This window comes from Gordonia hongkongensis, assembly GCF_023078355.1.
In the GTDB taxonomy this organism is placed as follows: Bacteria; Actinomycetota; Actinomycetes; order Mycobacteriales; family Mycobacteriaceae; genus Gordonia; species Gordonia hongkongensis.
This window is the reverse complement of record NZ_CP095552.1, coordinates 1257875-1279870: the sequence shown is the minus strand read 5'-3', so window position 1 is coordinate 1279870 and position 21996 is coordinate 1257875. Positions and strand designations below refer to the sequence as shown.

Annotated in this window: 17 protein-coding genes; 3 read left to right on the top strand and 14 right to left on the bottom strand. The window is 63.0% G+C overall.

The features are described 5' to 3' along the window. Positions 1-27: 27 nt before the first annotated feature. From MVF96_RS05765 to MVF96_RS05745, 5 genes are all read right to left on the bottom strand, one after another. Positions 28-363, bottom strand: a complete 336-nt coding sequence (locus tag MVF96_RS05765; protein ID WP_247451626.1) for a LuxR C-terminal-related transcriptional regulator — start codon at positions 361-363, stop codon at positions 28-30. Between the two features lie 124 nt (positions 364-487). Then, positions 488-1564, bottom strand: coding sequence for a hypothetical protein (locus MVF96_RS05760; RefSeq protein ID WP_247451625.1), 1077 nt, complete (start codon positions 1562-1564; stop codon positions 488-490). Then, entirely contained in the window at positions 1564-1959 is a 396-nt protein-coding gene (locus MVF96_RS05755) for a sensor histidine kinase (protein ID WP_247451624.1), read from the bottom strand. Before MVF96_RS05755 ends, MVF96_RS05760 begins: the two co-directional genes overlap by 1 nt. Then, positions 1956-2780, bottom strand: a complete 825-nt coding sequence (locus MVF96_RS05750; RefSeq protein WP_247451623.1) for a hypothetical protein — start codon at positions 2778-2780, stop codon at positions 1956-1958. The genes MVF96_RS05755 and MVF96_RS05750 overlap by 4 nt, the downstream gene beginning before the upstream one ends. Further along, on the bottom strand, positions 2741-3406 hold the full coding sequence (locus MVF96_RS05745; RefSeq protein ID WP_068971245.1) for a response regulator transcription factor: 666 nt from the start codon (positions 3404-3406) through the stop codon (positions 2741-2743). Before MVF96_RS05745 ends, MVF96_RS05750 begins: the two co-directional genes overlap by 40 nt. Positions 3407-3638: 232 nt before the next feature. Here MVF96_RS05745 and MVF96_RS05740 point away from each other — a divergent pair, with 232 nt between their 5' ends. Beyond that, entirely contained in the window at positions 3639-4478 is an 840-nt protein-coding gene (locus tag MVF96_RS05740) for an SGNH/GDSL hydrolase family protein (protein ID WP_247451622.1), read from the top strand. Between the two features lie 628 nt (positions 4479-5106). Beyond that, complete coding sequence (locus tag MVF96_RS05735) at positions 5107-8640, top strand: Ig-like domain-containing protein (protein ID WP_247451621.1); 3534 nt, start codon at positions 5107-5109, stop codon at positions 8638-8640. Between the two features lie 92 nt (positions 8641-8732). On the opposite strand, the gene MVF96_RS05730 is transcribed toward MVF96_RS05735, so the two are convergent. The 9 genes from MVF96_RS05730 to MVF96_RS05690 form a co-directional block, all read right to left on the bottom strand. Continuing rightward, a complete protein-coding gene (locus MVF96_RS05730) occupies positions 8733-9137 on the bottom strand; it encodes an acyltransferase (protein ID WP_247451620.1) in 405 nt (134 codons plus the stop codon). Positions 9138-9396: 259 nt separating this feature from the next. Next, positions 9397-10875, bottom strand: a complete 1479-nt coding sequence (locus MVF96_RS05725; protein ID WP_247451619.1) for a tyrosine-protein kinase domain-containing protein — start codon at positions 10873-10875, stop codon at positions 9397-9399. Between the two features lie 145 nt (positions 10876-11020). Further along, the gene (locus MVF96_RS05720; RefSeq protein WP_247451618.1) at positions 11021-12016 is read right to left on the bottom strand and encodes a nitroreductase family protein; all 996 of its coding nucleotides are present in this window, start codon (positions 12014-12016) and stop codon (positions 11021-11023) included. Next, the gene (locus MVF96_RS05715; RefSeq protein WP_247451617.1) at positions 11994-13502 is read right to left on the bottom strand and encodes a lipopolysaccharide biosynthesis protein; all 1509 of its coding nucleotides are present in this window, start codon (positions 13500-13502) and stop codon (positions 11994-11996) included. The genes MVF96_RS05720 and MVF96_RS05715 overlap by 23 nt, the downstream gene beginning before the upstream one ends. Further along, a complete protein-coding gene (locus MVF96_RS05710) occupies positions 13499-14662 on the bottom strand; it encodes a polysaccharide pyruvyl transferase family protein (protein ID WP_247451616.1) in 1164 nt (387 codons plus the stop codon). Before MVF96_RS05710 ends, MVF96_RS05715 begins: the two co-directional genes overlap by 4 nt. Next, complete coding sequence (locus tag MVF96_RS05705; protein ID WP_247451615.1) at positions 14643-15932, bottom strand: O-antigen ligase family protein; 1290 nt, start codon at positions 15930-15932, stop codon at positions 14643-14645. The genes MVF96_RS05710 and MVF96_RS05705 overlap by 20 nt, the downstream gene beginning before the upstream one ends. Further along, the gene (locus MVF96_RS05700) at positions 15929-17026 is read right to left on the bottom strand and encodes a polysaccharide pyruvyl transferase family protein (protein WP_247451614.1); all 1098 of its coding nucleotides are present in this window, start codon (positions 17024-17026) and stop codon (positions 15929-15931) included. The genes MVF96_RS05705 and MVF96_RS05700 overlap by 4 nt, the downstream gene beginning before the upstream one ends. Next, positions 17026-19008, bottom strand: coding sequence for a WecB/TagA/CpsF family glycosyltransferase (locus tag MVF96_RS05695; protein WP_247451613.1), 1983 nt, complete (start codon positions 19006-19008; stop codon positions 17026-17028). Before MVF96_RS05695 ends, MVF96_RS05700 begins: the two co-directional genes overlap by 1 nt. A 49-nt stretch (positions 19009-19057) precedes the next feature. After that, on the bottom strand, positions 19058-20524 hold the full coding sequence (locus MVF96_RS05690; RefSeq protein WP_472924652.1) for a sugar transferase: 1467 nt from the start codon (positions 20522-20524) through the stop codon (positions 19058-19060). A 708-nt stretch (positions 20525-21232) separates the two neighbouring features. Here MVF96_RS05690 and MVF96_RS05685 point away from each other — a divergent pair. Next, entirely contained in the window at positions 21233-21865 is a 633-nt protein-coding gene (locus tag MVF96_RS05685; protein WP_247451612.1) for a YdcF family protein, read from the top strand. The last annotated feature ends 131 nt before the right edge of the window (positions 21866-21996 follow it).

Below are 21996 nucleotides of genomic sequence, written 5' to 3'. Positions count from 1 at the left end.
AGGACCTTCAGTCATCGCGGAGTCTCTTCAGGCGAGGTTCCGACCGTTACTCGGATGTTGTTGCCTGCGTTGCGCTTCAGTTGCCTTGTCAAAAAACGCAGTAAGGCTGGCTATCTGTTCGAGGGTGCAGATTCCGTCTTCGATGGCCCTGATGAGCAGGGCGATCTTTGACGGCGCGGGTCGGCCCACGACTCGGTACTTGTCGCGGATCCGAGTGAGGTGAGTATGCACCGTGGATTCACCGACGAAGAGTCGTCGGGCGGCTTGCTGCTTGGAATCACACGCGAGCCACACGGTCAGCACCTCGATCTCGCGCTTGCTGAGGGCAGGCCGCCCTACCGAATCAAGAGCCTGAATCGTCATCGTTGCACTCCTGCTGGTCTGCTGTGGCTGATGGGAGTGACGTTAAGACGGTCGCGGTGTCGGCGACAGACCGATCTTGCGGGGGCACCCGCGATGGTGCCACCGCCCCGGGGGGCATAGATAGTCAAGCGAACGGTCTGCCCGTACGTGAGACGGCCTGGGTTCCGAGACGAGGAAGCTCCTCTACCTCATCGGCGGTGATCTCGGTGCGTCGTGTGCCGGCGGCATCGGTCACGAGTACCGAGGCCACGGTTTCCCGGCCGGATGGCCACATGCGTACGCATACGCGCCCGCCGGCCGCCTCCTGCAGGGCGTGTGCGGCGGCGTCACGCACTGACGCTATGACGGCGGGGTCCTGTTCCGGCGTACCGGAGTCGTCGAGAAAGATGACCTCCACGCCCCGCTGTCGCGCGCTGTACGCGGCTTCGTCGAGTTCGAGGGTGGACAGAATCGGCGCTCTCAGCCGGTCGCGCAGGTGGGCCTCGAGCAGAGCGCACTCTGCTTGCTCTGCTCTCGTGAGGGTCTCGCCTGACGCGATCTTCTCGATCATCGGACGGGCTAGGCGATCGAGGTGGCTCGATTGCTTCTCACGCTCATCGGCACCGGCGGTTTGCGCAGCCAGTTCGGCGACGCGTTCGGTTGTCTGCGCCCGCAGCGAGAACACCGCCTTCGCCGTGGGCCGAAGAGTGAACGACAGGAGAGTCGCCATTGCCAGGGGGGCTGCGTCGATGGCAACAAAACTGATGCCGTACGCAGCGCCCCGACCATCAGCGACGGCCCACACTGCGAACACAAGCACCATTCCGAGTAAGCCGATCCAGGGCGCGATCCGCCGGCCGCGGACATTCATGAAGCAGTAGATCGACGTCCCGCCGCCGTGTATCCAGGTCTGCAGAGGTGAACTGAGAACCGCGGGGGTCGCCGACAACACAATCGCACAGGCCACCGGCCCCGAGGCGGTCAGCATCAGCGTCGTCCCGAACGGGAGCGGATCGCCGGGGACGAGGACGAGCGCGAGCGTCGCAGCTATCAGGATGACCGGTCCCAGTGCCGCCACCCAGGGAGTGGTGTAACTGTTGACCGTGGCCACGGTCACGATGACCATCGCGATGAGGTAGCTGCCGATGATGAGCCATGCACCGCGCGTTCGCATTCCGAGCAAGTCGCGAATGTCCTCGCGCCCACCGGTCGGGGTCAGCATCACCGCTCCCACTCCAAGCACACACGAGTACCGCGCATCGGCGCCGACTCGATGGTGGCGGAACCACCGATCTGCGACATCCGTTCACGGATGCTGATGGCGATTCCGAGTCGGTCGGCCGGCACCGTCGACGGTTCGAAACCTTGCCCGTCGTCGGCTACTTCTACCTGAAGCCGGTCATCTGTGATCTCCACCGAGACAATCGTCTTCGACGCCCGCGCGTGACGGCCGCTGTTGCGCACTGCCTCCCCTGCCGCTGCCGCGATCGTATGGACCACCGTGGCGGGATAGCCGGCGTCTGAGCTGTCGATTGTCCGGCGAACCTCGAAACGCCGGGTGGGGTCCACCGTGACCGTCACCTCGCTGAGATGCGTCAAAACAACGTCGACGGTCATCGTGCCGTCGGTGTCGGTGTCGCCTCGGATCCGATCGAGCGCGCGCAAGGTGGCCTGGGCTTGAGCTGCCAACTGCGTGGAGTTCCTCGGCGAGCAGCGACCAGCAAGGTCGCCATGACGCCGTCGTGGGTGAGTTGATTGAACCGTTGCCGCTCGTTGGCACGAGCCTGCGACGCCGCGGCGGCCGCCGCCGTTCGGTACGCCTGCGCCCGCGTGTCATCGAGAACGGCTGCGGTACGCATCCCCATGACGGCGGCGGCGAAGTACACGAGCGAGAATGCGAACGCCCACGCCATGTCCGCGACATATAGGCCGCTGCGCGCAACGTCACGGACCACGTAGTTGATCGTGACGGCCGAAACCACCACCACCACAAGCACGACGAAGGCGTAGGTCGGACGCATGGCCAACGCGGCAGCAATCGCCGCCAATCCACAGAAATAGAAGAACCATATGTCGGTGGTTCCGGAAAGATGCGCGCCGTTCCAGCCGAAACCCCAGGTGGCCACCGCCATCAGATATCCGCCGGCAGCAACCGCCGCACACACCCGTAGCGCTCGAGCCGACCCTCGCCACGCGAGCGGCCCCAGTGCGAGCCCGGGACCGAACACGGCAGCCAGCGCGGGGACCGTCCACCACGTGTGCATCACTCCCAACGACGCGGCGATAGCCGGTCCCGTGAGCACCAGGTACACCAGGTAGCCACAGGCGATGAAGACAGCGAACTGCCGCAGAATCCGCTGACCCGCGGACTCGTCGAGTGCGACGTCGCGATCAGCCGCTAACTCCGCCGTCGCAGCCGCCGCGGTATCGGTAGCCATCCGTCCTCTATCGCTCGAAACATCAAATGCTGCCGAGTCGGCGCGGGTCGCCCCACTGCGGCGTACTTCGTTCTGATCCGACCGACGTAGTCACTGACCGTGTCTGGGGACAGGTTCATGGATTTGGCAACTCCGGCAGTGGATTCACCTGCGGCATACAGCTCGAGCACACGTCGCAGCTGTGGTGGTAGGTCGACGAAGTCGTCGTCGGCATCGATCGCAGCCGCCCAATCCACCGTCGGAGTCTCCTCGCCCGAGAGCACCGCTCGGATAGCGGCCAGAAGTACGTCGTCGTCAACGTTCTTGCGCAACACCGCCTTCACCCCCGCACTGGCTGCCAACCGGACCAGATAGGGTTCGTCTCCGGAGGTGTAGGCAACAGCCGGGATGTCGAGTTCAGCGAGACGGTCGACGTTGATCTGCGGTGAACTCCCATCCTCCAACCGCAGATCGAGGACGACCAAATCGAGATCTCGGGTCTCTGTCAGCAACTTCGACACTGTCGCTGCGCCGGCGGTGAACTCCAGGTCCGGCTGGTCCCCGAGAATCGCCCGCAGCCCGGCGACGATCGACGGGTGATCATCGACGACTCCGATCCGCGCGCGCTCGCCCCGTCGCACCACCATGGCGCAATCATGACCGACGCCCCTCGACCACGGTGGCAAAGTTGCACGGATCACATCCGTTCGCGCCTCGGGGAACGCGTGTTGACATCACCGACGCTAGCCCGTCGACTCGAAGCTCTGTATCGACTGAACGGGCTGTTCTCAGTCGGCCACCGGGCGCCATCGGACGGGCCTGTCAGACGGTGCCCAGACCCCTCGTAACGTTCGACGACACTGCTGGGATACTCCTGCCGTGACCCGATTCCGCCTCGCACTCGTCGCCGTTCTCGCCATCGCGATCAGCTGCGTGTCGGTACCGTCGGTTCTCGCCGTGCCGGCGGCACCCGCATACGTCGCCTTGGGAGACTCACGCGCCGCAGCGCCGACGCTGACCTCGGCGCAACATCCGGACGGGTGCGGACGTACCCGCGACGCCTACCCGACGCACCTCGCCTCCCAGCTCCGGATGAGCTACACCTCCGTTGCCTGTGTGAACGCCACCACGGCAGACGTCACGACCCGCCGACAGACGACATCATTCGGCGCCCGGCCCGTCCAGATCAACGCACTGTCGTGGTCCACACGCCTCGTGACTCTCTCGATTGGCGGCAACGACCTCCGCTGGTGGTCGATCGTCTCCTCCTGCTTCACGCCCAGGTTCGGCCAAGATGCCCGGTGTCGACACGATCGAGTCATGGCCGACCGGATGACCTCGGCCCTCACCGCAGTCGCACCGAAGATCGGCGCAACTCTGAGCACCATCGCCGCCCGCGCACCCCTCGCCCGCGTGGTCCTCGTCGGACACGGTGGCTACTACGGTCGAACCGGCTGCCCCGGCCAGGCGAACATCAGCAACGCCGACGCCGCGTACCTCCAGAGCTTCTTCAAACGATTCGACGCCATCCTCCGAACCGCCGCCGTCACACGATCGATGACTTTCGTCGACGTCGCCTCCGCCGCCGTCGGGCACGACGCATGCGCCGGCGCAGCCCGCTGGTTCGAAGGGAACGCCTCGCAGTCCCAGACCCAACCCCGCCACCCGACGCCACTCGGCAGCCGTGCGATCGCGAGCCTGATCGCGCGAGCACTCTGACCAAGCGGTCCGTGTTCGGACTCGCGCCGATTACGGTCGCCGACGCACGTTATGCCCGGCGCGTTGAGTGAGCCACGCCGACGCCTGCCAGCGCACACCGGGGCGCGCCCGACCGCGCCGGCGGGTAACGAACCGCTCATAACTTCGGCCATGGTCCCGATGCCGCCCGCGGTCCAGCGTGCCGTCGACGCCGCGATAGCCGGGCGCACCTCAGGCCCCGTTGTTCAGAGGCGTGACGGATCGCGCATGACCAGGCGATCCGCTGACAGGGTGGTGAAGCGGTGTGCGAAAGCCGCACGGATTACCGCAATCACCGTGTCACCCCACACCCTGCGGCACACCTTCGTGGTTCTGGCACTCGACGCAGGGTTCCCCCACGAACGGTGCAACTTTCTGCGCGTCACGCTGAACTCTCGACCACGTTGAACACATATGACCGTGGACGCCAGGCACTCGATGACCACGCGTCCTATGTCGCAGCCGGCTACCTCGGCTCCGCACTGTGAGGCTCGAGCACGAAGTTCACCTGAACGGGTGACAGCCGAGGCATGGCATGTCGGTTGTGCACCAACTAGATTCGTCATGTCCGATTCGTCCACATCGGACCACGACTGGGGAGAGCCACTGCATGTCTGCGTCATCAATCAAGAGGTTCACCCTGACGCGTCGCGTCGTCGCGTCGTCGGGCATTGCCGCCGCCCTGTTCGTCGCCGGCCCCGTCGCGGTCGCGGCCGCCGACGATGGGACGAGCACGACGTCCGACTCGTCGACGAGTACCGGCGTCTCCACAGCAGAGGGCGACGCGGAGGACGGCGACAACTCCCCCGGCTCAGATGCGGGCGTGGAGGACGCCGAATTCAGCACCGACGTCGAAACCACTGCCGACCAGGACAGCGACCCTACCGACGGCGCGATCGCCCCCGAGTCCCCTGGTGACTCGTCCACGACACCGGAGCCTGCGCCCGCCGGGTCGTCGGATTCTCCCGATCCGGTCGAACCGGTTGCGCCGACGCAGTACCCGAACTTCCCGTTACCCGAGGTGCCCGCAGAGGACGTTGTCGAATACGTCGATGAAGACGCGCCTACCGACGGCACCTCAGACAACTCGGTCGACACCCACACACCGGCACCAGGCCCGCTCGTCGACCACACCGCTCCGCCCGCGTTCCAGATCACGCTCGACGCCGCTGACGCAATACCGTCATCGAATCCAGTCATCTCAGCCGCCGAACCGATCGTGGCAGCGAACGACGAGGGGTCGATCCTCTATCAGCTCACGCACGGGACCGGCACAGAAGGCCTGATCCTCTTCAACCAGAGCGCGATGATGTTGGGAGTCCTCAGCCGACGCGGCCGCAGCAACGGACAGGACTACGCCGCGCTCCTGGGACCCGGTGAGAGCCGCTTCCTCCCGGCTCGAGTCGTCGCCGAGGGTTCGCTCGGCAAGCACGCATGGAACGAGGAAGCAGACTCAGAAAATCTGACGTCGTCCACCCTCACGCAATTCTTCGACCGCGCACTGGTTGCAGTGTCCAGCACCGACGGAGATGATCCCGACAATCGCTTCCTCGATCCGTCCGACTCGGATTGGGGGACCGGATGGTCCACCGACGTCGACGCCACGCCTCCACCGGGGACAAGCTACAGCGTCGGCGAAGACGGATCGGTCACGATCCACAACGACAGCGACGTCGACATCGCGGTCATCAGCCCCTACCACGGAGTGTGGTCTGATCAGGGTCTGGCGGTGCTCCGACCCGGGCAGAGCTACACCATCTCGGAAACTGCAACCAACCCTCTGGGTTTCAACGCGTACTGGGTTCAGGGCGAGCGCCAGGACGGTCGATCGGTGGTCATTGCGCAGGTGATCACGGCGGGTGGCCAGGTCCTGGTTGCGCCCGCGGCGGAAGGCCATCCCGACCAGAGCCGATGGCTCCCGCTGAGGGGAACGGCGCCGATCGATACCGACGGCATCGATCCCGGCGACCGATTCCTCGATCCGAGCGACTATCTGGCGCCCGGCAGCGCCCTCGAGCCGTCGTACGGCAACCCCGAGACCGCCGGCGTCACCTACTCCGTGGTCGACGACGACACCATCCGGATCCACAACGACGGCACCGGGGCTATTGCCGTCATGCAAAGTACACCGGGCGGACAATTGCTCGGGTTCGACATTTTGGCACCGGGCGAGTCGAAGGTATACGGCTCGGTGCCCGGCGGTTACGCGATGGTGTCGGTCCAAGCCGAACGAGGCGCCGACGGTAAACCGGTACTGCTCGGCGGAGTCATGAAGTCCCCATTCGACGGAACCATCACCGGCACCGCGCCGTACGACGGCTACCCGGCAATCCCGCTACGACATACTCCCCTACCGGAGAATCACGCTCCCACTGGTGAAGTGGTCGCGCAGCCGAAGCCCGCCGATCAACGCGAGCGGGTGTATTCGGTCGAGGGATTCGACATTAACGGCGACACACTGACTTTCAGCATTCACACTCCTCCGTCCCGAGGCACGCTGACAGACAACGGTGACGGCACCTTCACGTACACCCCAACCGATCCCGACGATCTCCATGAGGGGTTCGTCGACGACCAATTCTTGATTCAGATCTCAGACGGGCGCGGCGGTACCGCACTGGCGCCGGCGTTCGTCTACTACGGCTTCGCAAACGTAAACGAGGCACCGGCCATCGAGTCGGTCGTTGGTGGTGTCAACGACCTCGGCGGTGGTGGCTGGCATTTCGTGGTCAGCGATCCCGACGGTGATCCCATCGGCATCGACGGCTTCGATCGCCCGACTTACGGCGTGATCACAGTGACACCGGTCAACGGCGACGTCGACCCCATCAGCGGTGCCTACACCGTGGTCCCAGGCCAGTTCGTCGTGACCTACGAGCCCGACCTTGTCCGCGCGCACGAAAGTGCCTACGACGACGAATTCACCGTCACCTTCGACGACGGCCATGGCGGAACCGTTTCTGAGACGATCACGGTCCACGTGCCGTTCTACAACACCAACCCGTATGTCTATCTTCACGATCCCTCCGGCGGTGTCGGATCGGGCACCGGGACCTACGAGATCACCACGTTCGATGACGAGAACGACACCGTCACGATCGTGTCCGCTACATCGGAACGGGGGGCAACCATCACCATCGTCGATGGGGTCCTCCACTACACGCCCAATCCCGGGATTGGAGATGCGTACTACGCCGACAGAATCACCGTCGTCGGCGACGACGGGCACGGTGGCACATACACGACTTCAAGAACAGTGCGCGTGATGAACACGACGAACGTCGTGTGGGTGGACGAAGGCAGAGGCGAGGTCCTGGTCTTCACCGAGTTCGATATGACCTACCCGGACACTCCTCTCGAGCGTCACGGAGAGCGCGTCGTTGTCTACCCCTACGATTACGAACAGGCTCGTGCCTTCGTCGAGGAACTCGAGAACTCCTCAATTGCTGGGGAGTTCGGCGATTACCGACAGATGCTGCAGGCGTACGAGGACGCCCTCAACGCCCCAGAGCCCGAACCCGAGGGGCCCGACTGGGGTGAACCAGGCCCTTGGATTCCAGGCGACGGCGAATACGAACTTCCGGGGTACGACGCCGATGATGAACCTGCTTCTGCCGGAGACGTCGACAACTTCCTACTCGAACTACTCGGATCGTTCGACTTCATACACAACCTCGGCGAAGTGTGGTCGACGATGCTCGCCTACGACGACTTCGAAGACTTCGCAGCCAAGCTGAGCGACCAGCTCAGCAAACTCGAAACGGTCTCGGACGACGCCCCCATCCTCAAGTACTCGAAGTATGTCTTCAAAACGATCGGCCCGGTCGGAACTCTGCTGAGTCTCGGTATCGCCACCGCACAGCTCAACGACGCGGATACACCGAACGAGGAACTGCTCGCGCAGATCGAACTACTCAGTGCCGCGACTCCAGCAGTGATGGCGGCTACCGGTGCAGTTCTGCTGGGCGTGATCGGAGGCCCAGGCGCAGCACTGGTCGGATTGAACATCGGTGCGATCGCCGGCACCGCGATCGGACTCGGGTTGTCCATCGGAGCAGAGCTCAGCTTGAACGAAAACTTTCGAGACGCGTTCCAAGGGGCTCTGGAGCAACCCGCGAACGCTCGTGACTGGTGGCCGTTCTAAGTCCAACGGACATTGCACGGGGGCAACCCAGGATCTTCGGTCGACAGACGCCCGTCGGATCGGCGGCCGACAGCCCTCGGTCATGTCATGGATCAGAACTCGCCCACAAGCCGGGCCGGAGCGCCCGCGTAGGTCGCATCGGGTCTGCAGTTCTCGCGGACTTCGGAGTCATCGCTGATAACCGCTCGTTCGCCGATGGTGACACCAGGGAAGACGACAACTCGCGCGCCGATCTGAGCGCCTTCGCCGATGAGCACCGGTTTGGCCGCAACTCCGTCATCCCCTTCGACGGCATTGTGGGCAAAATCGACAGACGTGAGGATCTTCGCGCCGGGACCTACACGCACCCCGGCCCCGAGGTAGACCGGGGCGGTGGCGTCGATAAATACATCTGCGCCGAGGTCGACCCCTTCACTGACGAAGACATCCCGACCATCGATTACCACACGGTCCCCGATCGAGCTGCGCGCGATGCTGAGACCGGCCGCGCGGAGCACTCGCCACCGCATCGCACGCGGCACGAGCCGAAATGCCGAGAATTTCCTGGCTGGTTGGCCGCGCCGACCCCCGTCAGAGCTGCGTCTGAATCCTCCCACCCAGACATCATCTTCGATGCCGCCCGAATATTCCGAATTCTGCGGTGTCCGCCGATCGGACGAATTTGACGGCGAGAGATGCCCCGACGTCGCCGTCGCGATCAGTGATCTGCGACCGAGAACCGGGCGCCCACTCGGGACGCCCGGCACGACTGAAGCGTCACATGCGCGACGACTCCGCCATTCTCGATGTCGTCGAGCGGGTTGGCGCAGCGGTGTCCAGGCTCACCTTGTGGTCTGAACTGGCGCCGGCCTTCTCCGGAATGTCTGCGCCGTAGTAGGCGTAGCTGTACTCGGTGTCACGACCCGCGGCGCCGTTGAGTACACAACCGAGAACCTTCAACTGGGCCAACTGGAGCTGCGCGGCCACCTGGTCGAGCTGGGGCCGAGTGGTACTGCCCGAACGGGCAACCAGTAGGACACCATCCATCCACTGCCCCACAGCGACTGCGTCGGCCACCGGGAGCACCGGAGGTGTGTCGACTATCACGAAGTCGTACAACGAAGCCAACTCGTCGAAACCCTCACCGGCACGTTCGGAAGCCAGCAATTCACCTGCGTTCGGCGGGATGGGACCGGATGCGACGATATCGAGATTCCGATGCCCACTCGCCTGCAGCACATCCTGCATTTCCGCGTCGCCTCTGAGGAAGTCCGTCAGGCCCACCGCGCCGTCGACGCGGACGCGACTCCCCAGACCGGGTTTACGCAGATCGGCGCCGACGAGCACCACCTTCTTGCCGAGTTCGGCCAGCGCGAGACTGAGATTCACCGCTGTCGTGGTTTTTCCATCACCCGGGGTCGGACTCGTCACGAGAATTCGCGGGCAGGTCGACTTGACCGACACGAACTTCAAGTTGGTGCGCAGACGACGGTACGACTCGGCGGTCGGCGATGCGCCGCCGGCGAAGTCGGCGGTGCGGTCGGCGTCCAGCTCGTCAGAGCTCGGGATGGTCGCCAGAACCGGACCCAGCCCGTTGGTCGAGAGATCCTCCTCGGTACGGATGCGAGTGTCGAGCCGATAGAAGCCGAGCATCAGGGCAGCAGCTACGAGCAGGCCGCCGAGCGCGCCCAACACGATGTTGAACGGCGTGTTCGGGGACACGACATCAGCGCTTGCGGAAGCCGGCGTGATGACGGTCAGCGCAGCCACAGGCCTGCCCCCGTCGATCGGCCGCTCGAGCGACGCCACATACCCCACCATCGAGTTCGCCACTGCATTGGCGAGATTCGCGGCCTCGTCGCTGTTCGCGTCGACGGCGGCGATGGTGAGCAACACAGTGCCCGGCTTACTGGTCACCGACGTCTGTGCGCGCGCCTCCGAAATCGTCAGCGGAAGTGCCGAATCTGCGATTGCGCGACCCAGGATCACGTCCGACTGTGCCAGCTCGGCATAGGACACCATGCGTTGCTGCGACGCGAGCGAACCCTGGTAGGCGCTCTGAGCATTGGTGTCGGTTGCCGACGTGGCATACAGCGTCGCCTGCGACTCGTAGGTCGGCGTGGTCATCAGGCTCACGCCGAAGCCGGCCAATGCGCCGATGAGGATGCAGGTGACAACAACCCACCACCGCCGCAACACGATGGCACGAACCCGGCGTAGCCGTTTTTGTGCCGTGCCGGCGGCGGCTCCCGGCAAGTGTGAATCGGGTGACGAGTGAAGTGGGGCCGACCCATTGAATACCGCAGTCATTGTTGCGCTCCTTGTGAAACCGTCGGATCGGCCACCTGCTCAGGCCGGGGAATTACCAATAAACAGGCCGTCCTGGCCCACGTTCTGAGACTCATCGAACGCTGAACACCTCCGAGACCTCTCGCCGGACACTCGCCGGTACGACACCGTCAGGCTCGGGAACACCGAACGCGATACCCACGGCGATCCGTTCGCCGGGTTGCAGCGACAGCCCTTCGGCCAGAGTTCGCTCTTCGGCGAAGGTGTTGCCGAACTGCAGCAGACAAGAGCCGATCCCTTTCCATTGCAGGGCGTAGACCAGAGTCATGGCGAACAACCCGGCGTTGAGGTAGCCCTGATTGCGCTCACCGTAGAAGTCCAGGCTGCGCGCATCGAAGGTGACGACTGCCAGCCGGCAGGTGTCGAAATCGACCCCACCCGTTCCATGAAGTGTCTTGTACAGCAGTTCTTTCGAACTCGGATCGTCGAAGACTCGCAACCCAACCATCTGCCGGTTGCACGCCGACGGCGAGCGCATCGCCAGTTCGATACACAGTTGGAGGTCATCGTCGGACACCGGCACATCCGTGAAGCGCCGAGTCGAGTGTCGTCCCCGCACGAAATCCTCGAACGGCAGGTTCTCCCACGATGCGGCGTCGAGATGCGTTGCAGTCGCAACGCCTGCACGGAACCCGCAGTCTCTCGGTACCGACGTCTCGAAGAGGGCGTCGAGCCGGCCGCGGATCGAGGCGGCCTGCACGTCGTCGACCTCGCGGGCCTTGATGAAATCGGTCCAGGACCGCAGGACCTCGACCCCGATGGAATACGCCGACGAGAGGCGCGTGCTGTCGGATGACTTCTCCAGGCGAGCCATCAGATCCTCGGCCTTGCTACGACCGAACACACGCGCGTTGCGGTACGAGAGCCCCTTCTCCAACGAGTGCGAGAGAATCATGATGCGGTACTGCTCGTGTTCAGGATCGGGGCCGCCATCAAGCAGATGGCGACTCATGAACGTCGCGTCGGCGAAATACTCCTTGTAGACCTTGGCCCTCTTCACGGCCCGGCGAAGACCCTGCATTTTCTTAAGGCGCGCGTTCAGATTCATTGGTCACCTTCTCTCGAATGAGCTTGAATATCGACGGTTCGCTCGCCATCACGGCGAGCGAAAAGAGGAGGAAGAACGCTGTCTTGAGCGCCAGCGTCCAGACAGTTCCCAGCGAGTCGGTGATCGCCGGAATCTGCAGCAGCAGGGCGAACCCGATACTCACGCACCCGATGAACTGCAGGCGAAGCACACGGGCCCAGGGGATTCCGACGCCCTCCGATCGCAGGGCCAGCCGGCATGCCAGGCCGCTCATCGCTAGCCTCTGGATCAGTTGCGCGACCGCGACACCCATCAATCCCCACCAGTAACACAGCGGAATTGCAGCGGCGAGCGACAGAACGCTCGAACTGGTGGAGACCACCATTGCGGGTCGGGTCCCCCGTTCGAGGAACAGGAGCTCGGTCAACGAGGGGTAGTACACAGACTTGACCATCATCGACAACGCGAGAACAGGCACGATCGTGGCTGCATCGTGAAAAGGAGCGGGTGTGAGTATCGCCAGAAGTTCTGGACTGAAGATCGCCGCCGCCCCCGCGATGACCATGTTCACAGCCACGAATCCTGCGATCAGGTCCCGCATCCGAGACCGCCAACCGGGAGCCGCACGTTTTGCCTCACTGAAGTAGAACGGCATGAACGCACGGTGCATCGCAGTCTGTACAGCGTCGATCACGTTGACCACATACATCGCAATATTGAACAGACCCACAGCGGCGGCATCGAGTATTCGCAGGATGATCAACCGAGTGGCGAACGCCGTGGCCTGCAGAGAGACCGAATGCGGAACCATAGGCAGCGAGTAGGCCAGGATCTCACGTACGTCCGTTGCGCGGAATCTCGCCCACAGTGCGCCTGTCCGCATGGCGTCGGCAATGCATAGCAGCGCGGTCACGCCGTTCGCGCAGAGGAGCGCCAAAGTAGTTCCCGTGACGCTCATTTGGGCTGGGCCAACGAACACAATCGTGAACGTCGCATTCAGGAGGAAGTAGCCGACCGAGCAGACGACCAATCGGTTCGGCGCCTCGGATGTCTGCAGGAAGGACAGATAGACCAGCGTGATGGGCTGGAAGGCGACGGCGACGACAGCCAGCGCAACCGCCGGATAGAAGTCGAGGCCTGGAAAGACAGCTGCTCCGTACAGCGGTGCAGCTACCAGCAAGACCAGGGCCAACAGTCCACCGGTCGCCAGGAGCACACTCACCACCGCTGACAGCGCCACCCGCCGCCGACGGAGGGCGGCGGCGTCCTCTCGCTCGGTGACACCGAGGTGGCAGTACCGCATCACGCCGAAGTCGAGTCCGAGTGTCGCGACGGTAGACATCAACAGCGTTGCTGTGACGAGCATGCTGAAGTAGCCATACTCATCCGGGGTGAGCAGGCGCGTGTACACGGGCAGCAAGATCGCTGCAGACAACTTCTGCAGCAGCGAAGCGGCGATGTAGATCGTCGAGTTCCTCGCCACCGCGGGACGAACATTTGTGGTCATAGACCGCCCCGAAGAGATTCCACCATCTCTTTGGTGATGAGGGTCGCGTGCGCACGTTCGCGTTCCAGATTCGCAGCGATCTTCTCGTCGGCGTCGCAGGAACCGCTGAATGCCAGCTGCTCGACGGTGCCCATCATCGCCTCGACACGGTCGGGGCTGACGGTCGTGAGATCGAAGTACCGTTCTTGGCACTCGAGTTTGGTGAGGACGTTCTTGATCTTGCTCTCGTAGCGCCCATAAGTCGCCTCGGTATCGAAGGACACGAATCGGGCAGCCGAACGGATGCTCATGCACGTCCCATGAAAGAAGTCGGTCACCACGCAATCGAACTCGGCGAATGCGCCCGCGAATTGGTGCGGACTCATGCGAATGAACCGGGTGTCGTCCTGCCGGATGAAGCAGGAGTACACGTCGGCGCGGTGTGCGAAGCGCCGTGAGATCTGCTTTCCGACACTGCGATTTCTGATCATCAGCAGGATTCGCGGCCGGGCGTTCGATTGCTTGGGAACTGTCACCGGCTCGCCTGCCGGCGTCAGCGACCGGCACTGCAGAGTGGGATCGATGATCTCCGGCACCGTCCGCGATGTCAGCTCGTCAACGAGCCGACGCGTGGTGCCGTCGCGGACGGTGATGTACGAGTAGCCCTCGAGCGAGTCTTTCAGCTTGCTTCGGTCGGAGGGCTGCAGCGAGCTGGGATCCAGCCGGTTTGCAGAGGTGGCGAAACTGGCTTTGGGGCCGGAAAGCTCACTCGGAAGGTAGTAGATGCTGTCGATCCCGATGTGCGCGAGGTTCCACACCTCGTCCGACCCGGTGATGTATCCGTCGTAACGATTCGCCAAGAACTCGATCGCCGAAACCCTGTCCTCGATGTTGACCCAGCGAGACGTGCCCCGCGGGAGGACGGGCCGGATGAATCGACGCATGGACACGAAGTTCATCGCTCGAGACACACCGAAAGTTGGGTTGGCCGGGTTGACGATGGACATCACTCGTCGTCGTCGCACAGCGCCCACATCTGTTGGCACCAGCTCGAAATCGATGTCCGGTGCGCACTCGGACAGGAGTTTGTGCGTGGCGTAGGCCTGCAGGACCGTGCCGTAGTTCTCGGACTGGGTCAGAGTGACGATGCCGACACGGGGCTTACCGCGATTGGAGTACATGATCGACGTCGCTCCTTTCCTGCTTGTCTGCGACCTTGCGTTCATGGATCCAGCGTTCGATGAGAGCGAGGACGAGGAACAGAACCACCCAGTAGGAGGTGTGGGTGATCAGCCGGGAGGTGATCAGCACGAAGACGGTGTAGGTGATGAGGAGCGCCGCGATTCGCGAACTCCGACCGAGGTAGACCAGCGCGCACATGTACGCGGCGAATCCGATGATGCCGACCTCGAGGTAGACCCGCAGGGTGTCGTTGTGTAACAGCGAGTTCCACGAGGTTCCGAACTGGCTGTCCACGAACATCGTCAGCATCTGGTTCAGCGACCCGAATCCTGTTGTCTCGGGCAGGATCCCCGTCACGACCTGATAAATCTCGAGCCGACCGGTGGTGATCGTGTTCACGTCGATGCCGAACCGGTCGGACATGTACCCGACGAAGCCGGGCGAGTAGGCGTGCATCACCATGAACGGACTCGCCAGACCGAGAGCCGCCAGCGCGTAGAGGTAGCGACGAGAGGCCGGCTTCTCCGAGCGCAACCATCGCGATCCGATGAGCAGCGCAGGCGCCAGCAGAAACGAGGCGCGCTTGAGCGACAGCATGGTCATACCGGCGCTGATGAGCGCGAGGACCTTCCGGTTCCGGAAGACGAAGTACGCCTCGATGATCAGCAGGTCGTGGGCGAAGGACGATTCGAACGGTGAGCTCGACGACGACCAGCTGATGGCCGTGAGACTGCTGAGGCTCAGGTCGCTGGAGAACGCGAGCACGAAGTACAGCGCGTAGCGGGCCAGCAGGATGACGACGAACAGGTCGAGTTGTCTCACGGAGGCCGTGTTCACGACGGTGAGCGCGATGAGGGCCGGGGCGAGGATATAGAAAACCTGGCCGGTGGCGGTCCAGGTGAGGATCTCGAAGGCGTTGTATTCCTTGATCCAGGAGACGATCACAAGGACTACGGAAGCACCGACGAGCACGCCGAATGATCGCAGAAAATGGATTTCGCTCAGGCTTCGTCGTCGAATGACGACGACCCAGGCCATACGGACGGCGCAGGCCACCAGGAGCCCGGCGAACGATGCGTAGTAGATGTTCGCCGAGGCATATCCAGCGGTGTAGATGACGTGCAAGAACGCATACATCGTGAACAGACCCAGTAGCGACCACTGAACGAACCACCCTCCGTCAGCTGGTCGGGGGTATGTGGCGAGCGAGGGCGTCGGTGGTGGCAGATCCGCGGACGGCGGGCCGGCATGCGGCAGGGCTCTCGTCATGACGCGAGCTTCCGCACGTAGGTCCAGGAGTCGGCGGCAAGGACGTCGAGCGCAATGCGCGTCTCCTCCGCGTCGTACTCACCTGACGCCGGGAGACTGTCCGCCTCTCGGACGGCAAGTCGGGCGAGCCCGACCGAGTCGAGCAGGTCGGTCAAGCGAGCTGCGCCTTTGTCCGGCAGGATCGGGAAGACCGGACGACCGAACATCAGACTGAAGGACAGTCCATGGAAGGAGTCGGTGATCACCGCTTCGGCGTCCCGGAACAAGGCAACGAAGTCCTGCGGGGGAACCAGGTAGTGGTTTCGACTCGATCCACGGCTCAACCGCTTGAAGTCCACGTTGACGCGCCGAATCGGCAAGCCGGTACGACGACTGAGTTCATCGACGCGCTCCGCGAAGTGCGGGGTGTTGTGCAGTTGATAAGCGAGCACGTACGGCTCCGCGCAGCGCGGTGACACCGGAGATGCGAACTCCGCCCAGAATTTCCGTCCGTGGAGGAGGACCGGGTCGACGTCGCGTCGAACGTCTATGTCGAACTCGGTGAGCGTCGGCACTGCTGACGTCTCGCGCACCGACACAGCCTGAAAGTCGCCGAGCAGACGCTTGGTCTCCGCATTGTCCGTCGACACCGTCGAGCCGAAACTCGCCGCGTAACTGTACTTCTTGCGCTCGTCGAACACGGGCCTCAGGAAGTATGTCTCGTCGATCGCACCGTGGATCACGTTCCACACCTGGTCGCTGCCGACCACGATCCGGTCACAGTCGTCGGTGAGCTGTTGTATGTCCGCCCCGGAGGCGACCTTCTTGGTCAAGCGCAGGTTCTTTCGTTGGAACCCGCGGAACCTGCTCGCCATGACCGCGAAGTTGGGGCCCTGAATCGCTAGATATGCCGCACTGCGTAGAGCTGAATCGCGCATACGTGACTCCCGCAGACTCGCGGTGGCCAGACCGAAACGACCATCGGAAGGCGGCACGTAGTCCACGACTCGCACGTCTGCGCCCGATGCGGTGAGCGCGTGCTGCAACGCGATCGCCTGTAGAAGAGATCCGTAATTGGGATAGCAGTGTCGGGTGAGGATCGCGACTTTACTCATCAGCCGGCCTCGCGCAACGCTTCGGCCGCGGACGAATCGATCCGCCCGACGCGCGAGGTCCTCGACACCGGAGATTTCGGCTGCGCTTCGTAGACGGAATGAAGCACCTCGGCCACCACCGCGCTGGACACATTCGAGCGGGCCCAGTCGCGGCATTCCTGGCGAACTGCCTCACGTTCCTGGCCGCGGAACGCGCTGGCGATCATCGCCTCGGCAAGAATCTTCGACGACCGGTCACGATCGACGTCGTCCAGACTGACGACGGTCACGGCGTCCAGGCCACGGAACGTCTCCCATTCTCCGACGTCGGTGTAGACCGCGGGCGTTCCGCACGCGAGCGACTCCAGGATCACCATCGGAAGCACTTCAGCGCGGCTCGGCAGTACCGTCGCGGTCGCCGAAGCGAGCTCTCTTGTGACATCATCGCGGTTCAGCGAGCCGACGTAGCGCACGCTGGCTTTGGCGCCACTCAGCAGCTGGTCAGCGACGCCCGGGCTGTCTTCGGCCAACGGGCCCGCGATCAGTAGCTGGGCCTCGGGCAGGGCTTCCTCGACGAGTGGCCAGGCTTCGAGAAGGCGATCGACGCCCTTCCGCTCGCCGACTTCACCGGCGAACACGAATCTCGGGGGACGCCCGTCATCGGTTGCGGTCTCGGTCTCCGACATCAGTGATTCGGCGATGGGGTTCAGCACCACAGCGGTGTCGATCTCCGGATCTATCTGTGCGACCAACCGCTGGTGTCGTCGACCCAGGCAGATGGCCGTGGTCGCGGCCTTCAGGACAAGCTTCGTCAATCGCGGATACTCCTCGACGTGACGTTCGAAATCGGCTCCGTGCAGCGTGACGACGCAGGGCTTTTGCATTGCGCGGACGAGGAGCACGATCATGCCCTCGCGGACGAAGCTCCCGAACTCGCTGAGGTGAACGTGCGCGATCGACCAGTCTCGCCTGCTGAGTAGGAGACGGATCGAAACACGGGTCGCCGTGCCGAGGGAGGCGATCCCACGCTTGTCGCCCCACGTCGGCATCGCGATCTGGTCGAAGGAACCCCGGTCCATGCCGAGGTATTCGCGGATGACTGTAGACATTCCACCGGGGCCGGACGGTTCCGGACCGATCTGGACGACCACTGGGTTCTGCTCTGTCCCAGTAACCGATAGTTGGCAACCATCCACGGGCCTGTCTGCGAGTTCCCTTCTGATGACGGTCTTTTCAGAATCCCAAGTTGCATGCGCGGCGATCGGCAGAAATTTTGGCCCTTCAAGCAGGTATCGACGCCATAGCCGCCTCGGCTCACTGGCCAATCGCCACAGCCACTCGAGACCGTGGCGCTGCATCACATCTGGTGCGCGCCGCACCTTCTCGGCCGCGAAGTCGACGGCCGCCCCTGATCCGACGTAGACGGCCGGCGGGAGCTGATGCTTCCAGCGCGCGTACCAGGCTTCCTGCTTCGGTGAGCCGAGACAGATGAACACAACGTCGGGGCGTAGCTGGGTGAGCTGCTCGATGACCTCGAGGCAGGCGGGATCGTCGACGGAGCTCACAAATGGGAACGGGACCGCAACGACATCGGCTCCCGCTTGCTGCCTCAGATTCTGAGCCGCGGTATCGGCAGTTGCCGTTTCGCCACCGGTGATCACGATCCGCCAACCGTTCTTTCCTGCCTTCCGACAAACGTCGAGCAACAGATCGACCCCGGTATTGCGGGTCACCGGCCGGGAGCCCAAGAACGACGCCAGCTTGGCGACGGGCACCCCGTCGAGAAGCGCGAGATCGGCTTCGGCGTAACCACGCCGAGACTCTTCCGAGGTCTCGAGCCGGATCAGGTGGTCAACGTTGGGCGTGACGACCAGTTTCGGTGCCTGTGCCTGAACCAGACCTTCCACCTTGCTCAATACATCGTCGATACCGCCGACGACCACCGGGACCCCGCCGATGTACAGATTCTCCCCCACCCAGGTAATCGCATTCGATTCGTTCATTTCCATCCTTAGTGCTCAATGCTGGAATCGACGGGTGACAGAACGACGATCAGTAGGCGCCTTCTTTCGCGAAAACCGCTTTGACGGTCCGCCACAAGATGATGAAGTCCTGCATGATCGACCAGTTCTCGACGTAGGAGAGGTCCAACCGAACCGACTCTTCCCAGGACAGGTCTGACCTTCCAGACACCTGCCAGAGTCCGGTGATACCCGGCCTGACCAGCATCCTTCGTGCTACCCGGCCGTCATACTGTGCGACCTCTTCGGGCAGCGGAGGACGGGGACCGACGAGGCTCATCGAACCCCCGAGGACGTTGAACAATTGGGGTAGTTCGTCGAGGCTGTAGCGCCGGATGAACGCACCGACCCGGGTGACCCGAGGATCACTGCGCATTTTGAACAACACACCCGCGCCCTCGTTCTGAGCGGTGAGTTCACTCTTGAGGGTGTCGGCATCCTGCACCATCGAGCGGAACTTCCACATTTTGAACGGCCTGTTGTTCACTCCGATTCGTGTCGCCTTGTAGAACACAGGTCCCGGTGAGTCGACTTTGACCGCGATCGCAATCGCGACCAGAACCGGTACCGCGGCCAGCAAAGCGAAGCTCGCAGCGAGTTTGTCGAGAAGCATCTTTCGGAAGCGATTCGCTCCCTCGTAGCGGGGCTTGTCGATGTGCAGCAGCGGCAGACCGGCGACCGGTCGGACCAGCATCCTCGGCCCAGCGACGTCGGTCACCCCTGGCGCGACGAGCATCTCCACATACGCGTCTTGAAGATCCCACGAGAGGTCCTGCATGACTTCCTGGCCCAGGGCCTCGGCTGAAGTCACCGCGATGGTTGTGGCGCCTGACCGGTAGATGGCCGGAATCACGTCGTCGAAATCGCCGAAGACCGGCACCTCAACCCCGCTGACCTGCAAGCTAGTCTGTCGCACGGGCTCGCCGGCGGGTAGGCACACGCCGATCACTGAGAACCCGAGCGAAGGATCTGCCGACAACCGTTCGATGAGGACTTTCGCGGAACGTTCTGTACCCACGACGAGCAGTTGGTCGAGGTGTCTGCCTTTCAGGCGCTGCCACCCCAGGCGTTGTCTCCAACCCCATCGACCGACGAGCAAGCCGACAGTTCCCAGGGGAAAGGCGATGGCCAAGAACCCGCGGGCGAGGTCCAGCTTGAACAACAGGTCGACGATGGCCAGCACCCCGAACATTCCCAGGCATGCAGTGACGACTCGGCTGTACTCCTCGGAGTTGGAGCCGACGATCCGGCGGTCGCGCGACCCGCTGACCTGCAGCGCCATCGACCATGCCGCGATCAGAACGATCGACACGAAGACCGATGTCACTCCGAAACTGCCCGAGCCCGGAGTCAGACTGCCAGGCCCAAACCTCAGAACCTGAGCGAAGGCGACGACGCAGATGACGAGGACCACATCGGTCCAGGCCAACCGATGCGCGTAGTCGGCGGCCCATGATCGGGCCTTCGCCTCGCGACGCGCGAGGGGATACAGATACAGCTTTCGACGGTTCTGCCGTTGTCGGCCTACAACCCGCTCTTCCACCTGGCGGCCGGTACTCAATCCGCCAGCCCCGTTTCTACTCCCTGCCCCCCGACCTCGTTACCGGTCATCGCAGGACGCCCTTTCAGAACTCACAACATATCCGCATGCGCGGAACAAATTGAACTGCAGCTACCGAAAACCCGAGGTCTCAGAATCCCTGATCTCACACCTTCGGGATCATCGAGACACCGGCCGTTCGATTTCATCCCTCGTTGGACGATCCGACGATAATGCAGGCCATCATCCTAGGCAACCCGAAAGAATCGCAAGTCTAATCGCAAACGATCGCTAATATTTTCGCACCGCGCTGGGCACCCAGCTCGACAATCGAGCTGTTACGCGATACCCATACCCGTTGTGCGCCAACACTTCAGCGGCATCCAGCCTGCGTCAGAATCGCATGTCCGAACAAACTCACGTTAGGGGGAGCAGCCGACCTCGCCGTAGGTGAATAACTCAAAATAAGCGTAAGCGCAGCATGCCGCACACGAAGCATGGCACAATTTGTTCTGGTTAACAGGCATAGCATTCGTCAACTACGAGCTTTGTCGCAGCCGCGTTAGACTGCACGATGTCAAGTTGATCCTCACGAGTCGAATACCGTCGGTTGCCCCTTTTCCAGAAATAGACGCACTTCCAACGCAGCGCTCAGCAAACCGCGCCATGAGTTCGATCGGAGGCCGCGCCCTGCAGCTCGGTTACCTGATTGTCGCAACGGTCGCCCGAGATCGTCGTGCACTGATCACGATCCTCGTCAACGCAGTTTTGACTGCCGGCGCGTTTTGGGTCGTCGGGTACCAATGTTTCTACCGAGAGCACCAGGATCCCGTGCAGCATGTCGCCGCCGTCGTGGTTCTAGGAGGTGACGACGACAGGCGCGAGGCCTACGGTTCGAGCCTCGCGCAGGCCGGATACGCCGACACCCTCGTGGTCTCTAATCCCTACCCGTACCACGCCGGCTCTGACCCGATCCGAAGGGCAAAGATGCGCCAACTCTGCCGTTTGAGCACTTCAGAACTGAAAGTCATCTGTTTTGAACCCGAGCCTGCCACTGCAGCAGGCGAAGCTCAGTTTGTCCGTAGGATTGCCGAGAGCCGCGAGTGGTACACCGTCATGGTCATCAGTTGGCGATACCGCCTCTTTCGGGCACGTTTCATCTTCGGGCAGTGCTATTCGGGCGAGATTGTGATGCGCAGCGTTCCGCGGTCATACGACTGCTCGCCAAGTGACTGGGCGCACGTATTCGCGTATCAGTACGCCGGGCTTGCTAAGACTGCCGTTGGCGGATGTGCCTAGAGGCTCTAACGGGTACGTCGCTATGCGTCGAGGCAGAACCAGCTACGAACGGGCAACATCGGTCGTTAGGAGCGAGAGTCCGACTAAAAGGGTTTCCGCAGCGACGACGAACTGGCCGCGGCAAGCACACA